Annotated in this window: 12 protein-coding genes and 1 tRNA gene; 5 read left to right on the forward strand and 8 right to left on the reverse strand. The window is 63.3% G+C overall.

The features are described 5' to 3' along the window. Positions 1-97 precede the first annotated feature (97 nt). Genes BLT86_RS11530 through BLT86_RS11540 form a run of 3 tightly spaced genes read right to left on the reverse strand, consistent with a single transcriptional unit; the run spans position 98 to position 3,305 of the window. Positions 98-1,000 carry an FHA domain-containing protein gene (locus BLT86_RS11530; RefSeq protein WP_017674925.1) on the reverse strand — a complete coding sequence of 301 codons (903 nt, stop codon included), beginning with the start codon at positions 998-1,000 and terminating at the stop codon, positions 98-100. A 15-nt stretch (positions 1,001-1,015) separates the two neighbouring features. Further along, on the reverse strand, positions 1,016-2,500 hold the full coding sequence (locus BLT86_RS11535) for a serine/threonine-protein kinase (RefSeq protein ID WP_026088378.1): 1,485 nt from the start codon (positions 2,498-2,500) through the stop codon (positions 1,016-1,018). Positions 2,501-2,516: 16 nt separating this feature from the next. Next, positions 2,517-3,305 carry a PP2C family protein-serine/threonine phosphatase gene (locus BLT86_RS11540; RefSeq protein WP_026088379.1) on the reverse strand — a complete coding sequence of 263 codons (789 nt, stop codon included), beginning with the start codon at positions 3,303-3,305 and terminating at the stop codon, positions 2,517-2,519. A 142-nt stretch (positions 3,306-3,447) separates the two neighbouring features. Between BLT86_RS11540 and BLT86_RS11545 the strand changes: the two genes are divergently transcribed. Together BLT86_RS11545 and BLT86_RS11550 are read left to right on the forward strand one after the other, a co-directional pair. After that, complete coding sequence (locus BLT86_RS11545) at positions 3,448-3,858, forward strand: GNAT family N-acetyltransferase (protein ID WP_017674927.1); 411 nt, start codon at positions 3,448-3,450, stop codon at positions 3,856-3,858. A gap of 108 nt (positions 3,859-3,966) precedes the next feature. Beyond that, complete coding sequence (locus tag BLT86_RS11550) at positions 3,967-5,013, forward strand: GGDEF domain-containing protein (protein ID WP_092376800.1); 1,047 nt, start codon at positions 3,967-3,969, stop codon at positions 5,011-5,013. Between the two features lie 4 nt (positions 5,014-5,017). On the opposite strand, the gene BLT86_RS11555 is transcribed toward BLT86_RS11550, so the two are convergent. The 3 genes from BLT86_RS11555 to BLT86_RS11565 all read right to left on the reverse strand — a co-directional run bounded on the left by BLT86_RS11555 (position 5,018) and on the right by BLT86_RS11565 (position 6,459). Then, a complete protein-coding gene (locus BLT86_RS11555) occupies positions 5,018-5,344 on the reverse strand; it encodes a hypothetical protein (RefSeq protein WP_064495240.1) in 327 nt (108 codons plus the stop codon). Between the two features lie 141 nt (positions 5,345-5,485). Then, a tRNA-Thr gene (locus BLT86_RS11560) sits at positions 5,486-5,561 on the reverse strand. A 55-nt stretch (positions 5,562-5,616) separates the two neighbouring features. Next, positions 5,617-6,459, reverse strand: a complete 843-nt coding sequence (locus BLT86_RS11565) for a CvfB family protein (RefSeq protein WP_003462310.1) — start codon at positions 6,457-6,459, stop codon at positions 5,617-5,619. 240 nt (positions 6,460-6,699) lie between these two features. Here BLT86_RS11565 and BLT86_RS11570 point away from each other — a divergent pair, with 240 nt between their 5' ends. Further along, on the forward strand, positions 6,700-6,891 hold the full coding sequence (locus BLT86_RS11570; protein ID WP_003462311.1) for a hypothetical protein: 192 nt from the start codon (positions 6,700-6,702) through the stop codon (positions 6,889-6,891). A 41-nt stretch (positions 6,892-6,932) separates the two neighbouring features. On the opposite strand, the gene BLT86_RS11575 is transcribed toward BLT86_RS11570, so the two are convergent. Further along, on the reverse strand, positions 6,933-8,078 hold the full coding sequence (locus BLT86_RS11575) for a PQQ-dependent sugar dehydrogenase (protein WP_055986666.1): 1,146 nt from the start codon (positions 8,076-8,078) through the stop codon (positions 6,933-6,935). A gap of 83 nt (positions 8,079-8,161) precedes the next feature. Beyond that, positions 8,162-8,863 (reverse strand): substrate-binding periplasmic protein, encoded by a 702-nt coding sequence (locus tag BLT86_RS11580; RefSeq protein WP_055986674.1) that lies wholly within the window; start codon positions 8,861-8,863, stop codon positions 8,162-8,164. 171 nt (positions 8,864-9,034) lie between these two features. On the opposite strand from BLT86_RS11580, the gene BLT86_RS11585 reads away from it, so the two are divergent. Beyond that, entirely contained in the window at positions 9,035-10,012 is a 978-nt protein-coding gene (locus BLT86_RS11585; protein ID WP_017674933.1) for a zinc-dependent alcohol dehydrogenase family protein, read from the forward strand. A 284-nt stretch (positions 10,013-10,296) separates the two neighbouring features. Beyond that, the gene (locus BLT86_RS11590) at positions 10,297-12,468 is read left to right on the forward strand and encodes a hypothetical protein (RefSeq protein ID WP_021490164.1); all 2,172 of its coding nucleotides are present in this window, start codon (positions 10,297-10,299) and stop codon (positions 12,466-12,468) included. Positions 12,469-12,525 lie beyond the last annotated feature (57 nt).

Genomic DNA, 12,525 nt, shown 5'->3' on the forward strand with positions numbered 1-12,525 from the left:
CCACAACGGCGGGGTACCCCCGCCCTACGACACGACCGCTACCCCGTAGGGCGGGTGCAACCCGCCATGCCGGTTCTATCGGGCGACGCGCCCCGCCTCAGCCCAATAGCCGCACCGCGACAGCACCGAGGCCAACGCCGATCAGCAGCAGTACGATCCCACCCAGCCACAGCTTGCCCGCACTGGCCGCAGGTGGCGCGGCAAGGGGGGCAGGCTTGGCCTGAGCCGCACGCAGCGGATTGGCCGCCGCCGGCGCTGCCTTGGCGCTGGCACGCGCCGCCTGCGGCGCCGGGGCGATCTGCGTGGCGCCGCCAGCCGCCTTGGCAGCCAGCGCAGGCGGCAGGTCCGCCACGCGCATGAACTGGGTGGCATCCTCGTCGGGCGCATCACTCACGTTCACCTTCGGCCCGATCACCAGCAGCGTCACCGTGCCCATCTTCAACTGATCGCCCGGTTGCAGTACCGCGGTCCTGACCTTCTGCTGGTTGACCAGTACGCCGTTGGCCGAGGCAAGATCCTTGACCTCCAGCACGTCGTCCTTGAGAAAGAACTCGCAATGCCGGCGCGACAGCTCCAGATCGCTGAAGCACAACTCGCACTTGCTCGAACGACCGAAGGTCATCGAGCCGTAGATATGAAACTTGCGCCCCTGGTGCTCGCCCTGGATCACCTGCAGAAACCAGCGTGGCGCGGCAGCCTCGGGCCGGGTCGCGCTCTTCGCCGGGTCGACCAGCTGCAGCTCGACGGCGCCCAGGCGCAGGCGATCACCGTCACGCAGCTGAAAGCGTGTACCGACGCGCTGGTCGTTGACCCAGGTGGCGCCCTGACCGGCATCGCTCAGGTAGTAGTAGCCGTGATCCTGGCGGATCTCGGCGTGGAAGCTGGCGATTCCGGCATCGCCAAGCACCAGTTGGTTACGGCTGTCCTGACCGATGGTCAAACGTTCGTCGGTCAGCCAGACCGGCGCTTGGCGGTTATCCAGGAACTGCAGTCTGAGCATCGTGGTCGCCTCGGGTCAGTCGAATAGATTGTTCAGCAAGCGCTTGATCGGGTTCTGCTGGGCCGGCGGCGCGCTGCGCGGCCGACTCGCCGCCTGGCTGCTGCGCACGCGCTGCTGGTGACCGTCGTAGAGCGCCAGCAGGCGTTCGTTGTCGGGTTCGGCCTCCAGCCCCTGCTTGATGTGCTCAAGCGCCAGGTTGTATTCGCGCCGCGCATAGGCCGCCTCGCTCTGTTCGATGAAACGCTGCGCCACCCGGTTGATGCCGGCCAGGGCCAGCAGGTTGTCCGGTTCCCAGCCAAGCACCTGGCGGAAGTAATGCACCGCGCTGTCGTCCTCGGGCAGGATCAGCAAACCCTCACCGAGGCGTTGCTCGGCCAGGTCGAGATACTGCTGGATACGTGCCTGCAGCACGCGCTGCAGACCGTCGTTGGCCTTCTGGTTGCCCTCGTCCAGGGCCAGCGTCTGGCGAAAATAGTAGTCGGCGTTGTCTTGCGCCGGGGTCAGCAGGTGCCCCTCGCTCAAGCGCGTTTCAGCCAGGGCGAGCAACCCGGCGATGCGCTGCTGCAGCTGCCAGTAGTAGCCACCTGCGCTACCCACGGCTAGCAATAGCAGGCCAAGCACGGCCCAGGGCAGCCAGCGCCGCCGGGAGGGACGAGGCGGCAGGCTGACAGCCGAGCTCAGACGGGTCTGGTCCTGATCGGCGTCCTGCAGCTCATCGAGGCTGGCCAGCAGCACGTGGCAGTCGGCGAAGCGATCTTCCGGGTCCTTGGCCAGCATGCGGTCGAGTAACCACTGCAGCTCGCCCAGCGACTCCGGAAGCGGCGGCGCCTCTAACTGCAATTGATTCATCAGGGTCTGGGTGTAGTTACTGCCGCGAAAGGGGTTATGCCCGCTGAGCATCTCCAGCAGGATCACGCCCAGACTGTAGATGTCGCTGCGTGCGTCCAGCGCCTGACACTGCGCCTGCTCGGGGCTGCTGTAGGCCGGGCTGCCGACGGCAATGCCGGACTGGGTCAGCTCGCTGTCGAGCTGCAGTTCCTTGGCCACGCCAAAGTCGCTGAGCACCGCGGTGCCATCGTCGCGAAAGAGGATGTTGCCGGGCTTGATGTCGCGGTGCACCAGGCCCTTGTCGTGTACCAGTGCCAGGGCGCTGGCGATCTGCCGGACGATACGCAGCGCACGCGCCGGCTCCAGGCGCTGGCCTTTGTACTGGGCCAGATCACCGCCCGCCAGGTACTCCATGGCGAGAAAATGGCGGCCGTCGTCCAGTTGGTCGATACGGTAGATGGTGATGATCGAGGGATGCTGCAGGGAGGCGACGGTATGGCCTTCCTTGATGAAGCGCTGGGTGAAGGCTGCGTCCTCGCGGTGCAGCAGCACCTTGAGCGCCACCTGGCGTTGCAGCGCCTGTTCGGTAGCCAGATAGACCTCGGCCATGCCGCCTTTGCCCAGGCGGTGATGAATGCTGTAACCGGGTACGCTGATGGAAGGCTGACTCATGCGGCTCGACTGGCGCTCAGGGTTGAAGGGATTTGAACAGCTTGCGCAGCAGGCCGGGGGTCGGCGCTTCGCGGGGTTCGGTCGTCGGGCCAAGACCCAGGACGATGCAGCTGATATTGTCTCTGCCGCCATGGCTATTTGCCAGCCCCACCAGTTGCTCGACCATCGCCTCCAGCGTGTCCGCTTCGGCGCAACAGCGCTGGATGGCAGCGTCGTCCAGCTCGTTGGTCAGCCCGTCGCTGCACAGCAGCAGCAGTTCGTCCGGCGCCAGTCGGCCCCGCAGCAGACCGACTTCAGGCGCCTGCCCGACCTGCCCCAGGCACTGCAGAATCACGTTGCGGCGCGGGTGCTCACGCGCCTCTTCTGCGCTCATCCGGCCAACGTCGACCATGGCCTGGACCCAGCTGTGGTCGTGACTGAGCTGCTCGATATGTTCGCTGCCGATGCGATAGGCGCGGCTGTCGCCGACCCAGGCCAGCTCGAACTCATCCCCGTCCAGGCGCACGGCAACCAGGGTACTGCCCATGCCCGCCTCGCCCGCAACGGGCTGGGCCGCTGCTACGATTGCCAGATGGGCGGCATGCACCGCTGCAGGCAGCTCCTCGCCCTGTTGCACGGCGCCCACCACTTCCTCCAGCGCCAGGGCACTGGCCACCTCGCCACACGCGTGCCCGCCCATGCCATCAGCCAGCGCCCACAGCCCCAGATCGGGGCGGCAGGCCAGGGCATCCTCGTTGTGCGTACGTACCTGGCCGGCAACGCTCTGCGCAGCGAACACCACGGATACAGGGGAAGGCTGAGACACGCGGCGAATCCTTGAGCAAAATGCGATTGCCCATGATGCGGCGACGCGAACGGGCTGTCACCGCCCGCGAAGCCGTAAATGCGCAACCGTTAACCAAAATGCGATGGTTAAATAAGCCGCCAGATGCTTCCCGCCTGACCCCATGATCACACCGCGCTTTCGCCATCTTCCCCTGCAGTTGCGACCGCTGGTCGACAAGTTCTACCGCGACCACCGCTCGCCGATGCGCAGCCAGGCGGGGGATGAACTGTGGGTGGCGCAAAGCGCCAGCGAGATCGTCGCCGCCCTCAGCCTACGCCCGCTAGCAGGCGGGCAGTGGCTGACCGGCCTGTTCGTCGCCCCTGCGCTGCGACGCCAAGGCGTGGCGGCAGCGCTGCTCGGCCACAGCCTGGCGCTGCATCCCGAGCCCGTCTGGCTGTTCTGTCATCCCGAGCTGCGCAACTTCTATCAGCGCCTGGGTTTCGAGGACTGTCAAAGCCTGCCGACCGAGTTGGCCGAGCGGCTGACCCGCTATCAGCGCAACAAATCGCTTGTCTCGCTGCGCATCCACTGAGCAGCCTGTCGGCCTGGGCGAAAATACTGGCACTTTGCTCAGGAATGCCCCTTGCCATTAGCGGTCAAAGCTCTGCATGCTTGTTCCATAACAACGAAAAGAAATGCTATGGCTACCCAGACCGCTCGTATGCTGAAGCGCCTGCGCAACGATTTCCAGCTATCGATCATCACCCTGATGGGGCTGTTCGGGGTCATCGGCATCTCGCCTTATGCCGTCTACCGGCTGCTAAACGGCAACTACCTGGTCGGCATCGCCGACACCGTCATCGTCTTTTCCACACTGTTCGCCGTGCTCTATGCCTGGGTCACTCGCGACACGGTCAAGCCCGGTATCTACCTGGCGGCCGTGTTCTCTGTCGGCGCCACGCTGATCGCCATCAACCTGGGGGTCAACGGCCTGTTCTGGATCTATCCGCTGATCCTCTTCAACTTCTTCATGGTCACCCCCGGCAAGGCCCTGCTGGCCACTGCGCTGGTGCTGGTCAGCCTGGTCAGCCACGCTCTGCTGGTACCTGGCAGCGTGTTCGAAAGCCACTACCAGATGGTGTCGTTCCTGGTCACCTGCATGATGGCCAGCGTGCTCAGCTTCATCTTCGCCTTCCGCACCCGCAACCAGCGCGATCAGCTGCAATCGCTGGCCATTCATGACCCGCTGACCGGCGCACGCAACCGCCGGGCGATGAACGAAGAACTGAAGATCGCCATGGCCAGCCATCGCCGCCACAGCGACAGCTACGGCTTGCTGGTGATGGATCTGGATCACTTCAAACAGATCAACGACCGCTTCGGTCATCACGTCGGCGACCAGGTGCTGGTGGCCTTCGTCGAGCTGATCAAGCGCTGCTCACGCAAGGAAGATCGCTTGTTCCGCTTTGGTGGCGAGGAGTTTCTCCTGCTGCTGCCCAACACCGAGCTGACGGGCCTGCAGGCCGCGGCGCAGAATCTGCTCAGTTGGGTGGCGCAGGAGCTCAAAAGCCCAGGCGGCGCGGTGACCGTCTCGATCGGCGGCGCCATTCTGCACAGTGGCGAGCACTGGGAAGGCTGGCTGCAGCGCGCCGATGAATGCCTGTATCGCGCCAAGAGCGAGGGGCGCAATCGCGCAGTGATCGCCGATGCCCCGAGCGGCCCAAACAAGACTGCCGCTAGCCACTGAGGCGTCAGCGGCTGCGCTGTTGTTGATAACTACCACTGCCGGGCTGGCGCTCGATGATCAGCCCGCCCGGATATTCGGTGCTCTGGCGAATGCCCCCACGGCTTTCGCTGGAATAGCTGCCATAACTGCTTTCCTGACGCACGCTACCCTGCGGCAGACGCTGGCCACCGTAGAGATTGTGCTGCTGATAACTGGACGAGCCCGAGACGCTGCCACTGGCCCCTGGGCTGACGTAGCTCTTGGGAATGACGCGAATGGTCTGCGGCTGATCGGCGAACGCAGCACTGGCGAACGCCGTCGCCAGGATCAGGACAAGCGAGCGAATGAACATGAGCAACTCCCCTTCGAGTCAGGGCCAGACGTCACGCGCCTGAGCCGAAAATCATCATCACACCGGCTTTGACAGCAACGCGAGGGAATTTTCAGCGCTGATACGACAAAGGGTCAGCCGAAGCTGACCCTTTGCTGGAAATGGTGCCGGAGATAGGAATCGAACCTACGACCTTCGCGTTACGAGTGCGCTGCTCTACCGACTGAGCTACACCGGCGGGAAAACCTCGGCATTATGCGAGTTGCCACGCTCGTGCTCAAGTCGCTGCGACGTCAGCTGTCGAGCAGTTCGATGCGATCGTCGTGGATGCGGATCAGGCCCTGCTTGTAGAGGCCGCCGATGGCCTTCTTGAAGTTGCCCTTGCTGACCCGGAAATGCTCGGAGATCAGTTCCGGCGGGCTCTTGTCACCCAGCGCCAGCACACCGCCCTGCGCACGCAGTCGTTCGATGATCTGCTCGGCCAGGCCACTGGCGGCTTCGTGACCGATGGGCTGCAGGCTCAGGCTGATCTTGCCGTCGGCACGCAGTTCCTTGATGTAGCCCTTCTCGCGCATGCCGCTGCGGATGAACTTGAACAGCTCGTTCTTGTGGATCAGGCCCCAGTGCTTGCCGTCGATGATGGCCTTGAAACCGAGGTCGGTACGTTCGACCACCAGCAGGTCGACTTCCTGGCCGACCTGGTAGTTGGCCGGCACCTTGTCCAGGTGGCGGTCCAGGCGTGCGGTGGCGGTAAGGCGGCGGGTGCGCTTGTCCAGGTAAAGGTAGATCACGCAGTAGTCGCCGATCTGCAGCGGACGCTTCTCTTCGGAATGCGGCAGCAGCAGATCCTTGGGCAGGCCCCAGTCGAAGAACAGGCCGACGCGGTTGATATCCACCACCTTGAGGCTGGCGAACTCACCGAGCTGGATCTTCGGTTTCAACGTGGTGGCGATCAGCTTGTCTTCGCTGTCGAGGTAGAGAAACACGTTGAGCCAATCATCGACTTCGCTCGGCGTGTCCTTGGGGATGTAGCGCTTGGGCAGGAGGATTTCGCCATCCGCACCACCGTCCAGGTACAGACCGAAGTCGGTGTGCTTGACCACCTGCAAAGAATTCATCCGCCCAATCAAGGCCATCGCGTTTCACCTCACCAAAACAGCCGGCCATTCTACCCGAGTTAATCCGCGACCGGGCCGACGTCGTAGCGAATCGACGGCCGGTCGAATGGTGGTGTAAGTGACTGGGAAACAAGCCATAAGTTGCCGCGAAAAGCTGGCCAGGCGCAGCCTTATGCTATTCAACTGGGCGATTAACCAAGCAGAAAGGGGCTGCTTGAGGCATAATGGCCGGCCGCCCTTCTGAAAGAGATCAAGGTCATGGCCACCCTGCGCGTGAAGTCCTCCTCCAGCAAAGTCAGCAAACCCGCCCCAGCCGTGGAAACCCGCGAGTCCATCGAGGCGCAGATTGCTGCCTTCCTGCAGGGCGGTGGCGAGATCCAGCAGATCGCCAAGGGCGTCAGCGGCCAGACTTACGGCGGCACGCGCCAGATCACCATCAGCAAGAAGTGATCGCCTCGGGTGCGCATCGCGCACCCAGCCTCTCTCCAGCTTTACTCGCTCGCCAGCCCCAGGCGCAGCAACTGCCCTTTCGGCGCATCCGTCAGCACGTAGATATAGCCGTCCGGCCCCTGCCGTACGTCGCGCACCCGTGCGTTGAGCGATTGCAGCAGACGTTCCTCATGGACGATCTTGTCGCCATCGAGCTGCAGGCGAATCAGCGCCTGACCGGAAAGTGCGCCGATGAACAGGTTGTGCTGCCAGGCCGGGAAACGCTCGGCATCGTAGAAGGCCATGCCGCTGATGGCCGGTGATTTTTCCCAGACGTGATGCGGCGGCTCGGTACCAGCCACGGTTTTGCCCTTGGCCTCGGGAATCGCCAGCATCGAATAGTTGACGCCATGGGTCGCCAGCGGCCAGCCGTAGTTCTTGCCTGCCTCGGGAACGTTGATTTCGTCGCCGCCACGCGGACCATGCTCATGGGTCCACAAGCGGCCACTCCAGGGATTGAGCGCTGCACCCTGCTGGTTGCGATGGCCGTAGGACCAGATTTCCTCACGCGCGCCGTCGCGGCTGACGAAGGGGTTGTCCTCGGGGATGCGCCCGTCCGGGAAGATGCGCACCAGCTTGCCCTGCAGCTTGTCGAGGTCCTGCGCGGTGGGGCGATTGTTGTTGTCGCCCAGGGCGATGAACAGATGGCCATCGCGGTCGAACACCAGGCGCGAGCCAAAGTGCGTGCCACTGGACAGCTTGGGTTGTTGGCGGAAGACCACCTCGAAGCCTTCCAACGCCGTGGCGTCAGCCGACAGCTTGCCGCGCCCGACAGCCGTACCTGCCGCGCCGTCGCCCTCCTCGGCGTAGGACAGATAGACCAGGCGGTCCTCGGCAAAGTCAGGCGACAGCACCACGTCGAGCAAACCGCCCTGGCCGACGGCGAAGACATTGGGCACGCCGCGCAGCGGCTGCGACACCTCGCCCTCGGCGCTTACCCGGCGCAAGGCACCTGGCCGCTCGCTGACCAGATAACCCTGGCCATCCGGCAGAAAGGCGACGGCCCAGGGGTTGGCCAGACCTTCGGCGACGGTGTGAACGTTCAACGGCCCCAGTTCGGAGCTCAGTTGCCGGTCTTCGGCAAAGCTGTACTGATAACCGAACAGGGCGAGCAGACCGAGGGCTGCGAGGGGTTTCAGGCGCGGCATCGTGGCGTCTCCATGCGTCAGACAAGCGGCCATAGTGCAACAGCCCCTGAGCCGTGGCAGCCCCACAAAAGTTTCCTCAGGTTTCAGTCCGTCAGGTAGCGCTGCTCGATACGCTGGTATTCGCCGCTCTCTCTGAGCATACGAAGACCCTCGTCGAAACGCCGACGCTGTTCGTCCCGGCGAAAGCCGACACGGTATGGCGTCGGTGGGAAAATATCGAACCAGGCCAGTGGCTGGGTGACGTCGACCTGATCATCCACCTCGCGGTCCAGGTAGCGAATGATGCGCCTGTCGCCCACCACCACATCGGTGCGACCGCTGTAGAGCAGACGATTGCGATTGATCTGCAGCGCCTCCTCGCGATAACGCGGATTGTTCATGGCCATGCGCTCGAACTCTGGCCCCATCAGCAGTCGAGCACGCTGAAAGGCGCTGACCGCGTACTGGCCGAGGTCGGCGATCTGCTCGATGCGATAACCGCGCTTGGCCAGCGCCACCGCCACGTTCTGGTAATGGATGTAGACGTCCGAATAGAAGGCCTGCACGCCACTGCGCTCGTGAGTGGTGGTAATGGCGTCGATCTCGCCGCGGCGCAGCATCAGGTGCAAGCGCTCTATCGGCGCGTAATAGGCGGTCACTTCAAAACCGGCGTTGTGCGCAGCACGCTCCACCAATTCATATTCCAGGCCACGCGGCTCACCTTCGTAGACATAAGGCGGCTTGTGCGTGCCAAAGCCGACATGCAGCAGCTCGGCCGCAACCGTCAGGCTCAGGCATGCCAGCATCGCCCCCAGCCACCATCTGAGCATCTTCTACCCCACTATCGGTCCCGCCAGAGCATAGCCGCCTGGCCGCCTTCATAACCAGAGTGGATGCCGGCCGATTCATTCCGCTTTGCCCTATCGCGGCTAGACTGGCTGCACGCATTCTGCGCCTGCCTTCAGGAGATCAAGACCATGCTCAAAGCCGAATACCAACAACGCGGCCCGGTGCCGCAGGACGTGATCAGCGCGGTGCCACTGCAGTTGCCGGAACCCGCTGCCGGACAAGTGCGGGTCAAGGTACTGGCAGCACCGATCAACCCGTCCGACGTGCTGACCCTGACCGGCGCCTACGGCATGCTGCCGCCACTGCCGGCCGTGGGCGGCAACGAAGGCGTCGGCAAGGTCGAGGCGCTCGGTGAAGGCGTGAGCAACTTCAAGGTCGGCCAGACCGTGCTGCTGCCGGTCGGCTGCGGTACCTGGGTCACGGCTCTGAATGCGCCAGCGGAAAAACTCATCCCGCTGCCGGATGCCGACCCGCTGCAACTGGCCATGCTTACCGTCAACCCACCCACGGCCTCGCTGCTGCTCAGCGAATTCGTCGACCTCAAACCGGGCGACTGGGTGATCCAGAACGCCGCCAACTCCGGCGTCGGCAGCTACCTGATTCAGCTGGCCAAGCTGCGCGGTTTCAAGACCATCAACGTGGTACGCCGTGATTCGGCCGTTGCCGGCGTCGAGGCCGAGGGCGGTGATCTGGTGCTGGTGGACGGACCGGACCTGGCCAAGCGTGTGCGCGCAGCCACTGGCGGCGCCGAAGTACGCCTGGGGATCGACGCGGTCGGCGGCGTCAGCACCGACAACCTGGCCGCAGTGCTGGCCAACGGCGGTGTACTGGTGAACTACGGCATGATGAGCGGCCAGGCCTGCCAGGTCTCTCCCGCCTCCTTCGTGTTTCGCGACGTGACCCTGCGCGGTTTCTGGCTGGCCAAGTGGTTCCAGCAGGCCAGCCCGGCGCAGCAGATGAAGGTGTTCGGCGAACTGGTGCAACTGATCGCCAGTGGCAAGCTGAAGACCCGCGTCGCGGCGACTTATGACCTGGAGCACATCAAGGACGCCGTGGCGGCAGCCGCCAGCGGCGAGCGTGACGGCAAGATTCTGCTGGTGCCCTGAGGCTGACAGCGCGCCCTGCCTCCGAAGTGCACCCGGCGCCCCTTCTCCCATGGGGCGCCCTCTCTCCTACCGCCCCCAGCAGCGCACTGCCTGGGGCGAGTACGCCCTGTGCAGGGCAGTACCACTGCCATTCGCCTGCTTATGCGCAGCGCGAAGCTGCTCAGCCAAAGCAGCTCATATCTGTGAGGAATAAGGCAAAGTACTTTTTTCCGTGCTAGAACCTATGGGGTTGGTCATTTTATGGCCAATGGCCAATACCCCACTGACTCGCCGGACTGTCACTGATGAAAACTAAAAAAGACGCCGTAGCCCCCGCAAAGGAAGCCACCCTGGCCGATATCGCCGACAACCTGCTGGCACCGCCCGCGCTGCCGGGGCACAGCGTTAGCGGCGAGCAGTATCTGTATTTCACCGAACGCGATATCGAGCGCATCCTCGATAACCTCGATGGCCTGCGCAACATGGTGTTCCCGCTGGGCGAGCCGCTGGACGAAGGCGAGTCGAGCCGTATCCAGCAATTTCCTTCGGTGTGCCTGATCGGCCTTGGCCGCTGCGGCTCGAACATCGCCCTGGACGTCGCCTCCCTGGTCTACAACGCGCGCCAGTTCTATCTGGAAGAGTTTCACAGCGAAGCCACTGCCACCATCGAGCAGGCCTCACGCCCCAGCCGCTGGATTCGCAGCAACCTGCTGCGCGCGCCGCGCAAGAGCAGCAAACCGGTATTCCTGATCGAGCCGCTGGTGATGCTCGGCGACCTGGACAAGGACATCGCCGGGCGCATCCGCTTCTCGCGCAAGGGCGAGATGAGTGGGTTTCTCGACGATTACAGCAAGATGAAGATCATGGACCTGTCCGAGGTGCATGCCGGCGGTGCCGGCAACGCGCCGATCCTTGGTCAGTATCTGGCCAAGATCATCCTCAACAAGGACACCCAGCGCTTCTCCAACGAAGACTGGAAGTTCATCCACAGCTACCTGATCGACTCCTGCGGGATCAAGGCCAACCAATCGCGCTTGTACTTCTATATCTTCAGCGCCGGCGGCGGCACCGGCTCGGGCATGGCCTCGGAGTTCGGCCTGGCGCAGCAGTTCGCCTACATGAGCAAGACCTTCGATAGCAAAACGCCGGACGATGGCGAGGCCGAGCGCGAACGTGGTTTCGTCTTCGAACCGATCTTCACCAGCGGCATCTGCATCCTGCCGAACATTTCCGACCAGCGCAGCGAGATGTCCGAAGCCCTGCACATCAATGCCGGACGCCTGCTGTGCAAGTACCTGGCCGAGGAATGGGACTTCTCCTACAACTTCGACAACGAGCAGAACAGTGCCGAAAGCGTGATGCGCCGCATCCGCCCGTGGAACGCGATGATGCTCATTTCCAACGACATCATGCGTTACGCCGAGGAAAGCGGTGACGGCAGCATCCACAACATCGACGTGACCGCCATGGAGCGCCACGCCAACCAGTACATCTCGCAGCAGATCTTCAACATCCTCACTGCCCAGGCGGTGACCAGCGACTACGACCAGAACTACTTCCGCCGCGCCGGCATCGACATCGGCGAGACCATCCGCCTCGACGCCAACGACCTGTTCATGAGCCTGGCCGGCCCAGTGGCCGTGGCTTATGCCGAATCCGTGGTGCCCGAACAGCATGCCCAGCTGTCGGAGAAATTCCGCGTACTGGACAAGGAACAGAGCCCGCCGCGGCTGAACATCGACGACCTGTTCTTCCGCTCCATCGACCTGCCGCACTTCAACAAGGTCACCCAGGCCATCGAAGGCATCAGCCTGCTGCCGATCGAGTCCAAGCGCTATCGCCAGGCGCTGGAGCAATACAAGTCCAGCGGCTACGACGCCACGCAACTGAGCGACCTGCATTTCTTCAAGAACTGCTCCTCGGTGGTGTCCATCGTCTCGCTGCCCAAGGACTACAAGCTGTCCTACATGGACCTGAACCGCCTCAAGACCCACCTCAACAACCTCTTCCCCAACACCACGCTCAAGCGCTACGCGCTGGTGATCGGCGCCTCGGCCAACCTCTCGCTGACCACCCTGATCGTCAAGAGCCCGTGCCTGTCGGACGACTTCCTGACCCTGATCGTCGCCTACATCAAGCGCTGCTTCGCCCGCGACCAGTACCGTTTCGACGACAGCCTGGACGACGCCATGCTCGACTTCATCGTCTCCGAGCGCTTCAACGAAGCGCAGCTCGACGCCATGCTCAACGAGCACGAAGACCCGGCGAAGATCCTCGACACCAACTGGTATGCGATCAAACCGATGTACGAGAAGAAGTACCGCGAGCTGATCCACGACGCCGAGAAGTTCGTCTCGATCAACGACATCCGACTGACACGCGAAAGCGTCAAACAGGCGATCAAGTACCTGCGCGAAATCTATCGCCACCGCATCGGCAAGACCCGGGTGATCTCACTCAACGATTACGGAAAATAGGTGGTACGGGCGTGCCTGTGCTTCACTGACTAGGGCACTCATACTGCCGCAAAGCGG

The organism is Pseudomonas sihuiensis (assembly GCF_900106015.1).
GTDB classification, from domain to species: domain Bacteria; phylum Pseudomonadota; class Gammaproteobacteria; order Pseudomonadales; family Pseudomonadaceae; genus Aquipseudomonas; species Aquipseudomonas sihuiensis.

What these genes read in the sequence shown, in the direction of transcription:
- BLT86_RS11530 (WP_017674925.1), bottom strand. Translation starts at nt 1,000, where the DNA reads ATGCTCAGACTGCAGTTCCTGGATAACCGCCAAGCGCCGGTCTGGCTG.
- BLT86_RS11535 (WP_026088378.1), bottom strand. Translation starts at nt 2,500, where the DNA reads ATGAGTCAGCCTTCCATCAGCGTACCCGGTTACAGCATTCATCACCGC.
- BLT86_RS11545 (WP_017674927.1), top strand. Translation starts at nt 3,448, where the DNA reads ATGATCACACCGCGCTTTCGCCATCTTCCCCTGCAGTTGCGACCGCTG.
- BLT86_RS11550 (WP_092376800.1), top strand. Translation starts at nt 3,967, where the DNA reads ATGGCTACCCAGACCGCTCGTATGCTGAAGCGCCTGCGCAACGATTTC.
- BLT86_RS11555 (WP_064495240.1), bottom strand. Translation starts at nt 5,344, where the DNA reads ATGTTCATTCGCTCGCTTGTCCTGATCCTGGCGACGGCGTTCGCCAGT.
- BLT86_RS11565 (WP_003462310.1), bottom strand. Translation starts at nt 6,459, where the DNA reads ATGGCCTTGATTGGGCGGATGAATTCTTTGCAGGTGGTCAAGCACACC.
- BLT86_RS11570 (WP_003462311.1), top strand. Translation starts at nt 6,700, where the DNA reads ATGGCCACCCTGCGCGTGAAGTCCTCCTCCAGCAAAGTCAGCAAACCC.
- BLT86_RS11575 (WP_055986666.1), bottom strand. Translation starts at nt 8,078, where the DNA reads ATGCCGCGCCTGAAACCCCTCGCAGCCCTCGGTCTGCTCGCCCTGTTC.
- BLT86_RS11580 (WP_055986674.1), bottom strand. Translation starts at nt 8,863, where the DNA reads ATGCTGGCATGCCTGAGCCTGACGGTTGCGGCCGAGCTGCTGCATGTC.
- BLT86_RS11585 (WP_017674933.1), top strand. Translation starts at nt 9,035, where the DNA reads ATGCTCAAAGCCGAATACCAACAACGCGGCCCGGTGCCGCAGGACGTG.
- BLT86_RS11590 (WP_021490164.1), top strand. Translation starts at nt 10,297, where the DNA reads ATGAAAACTAAAAAAGACGCCGTAGCCCCCGCAAAGGAAGCCACCCTG.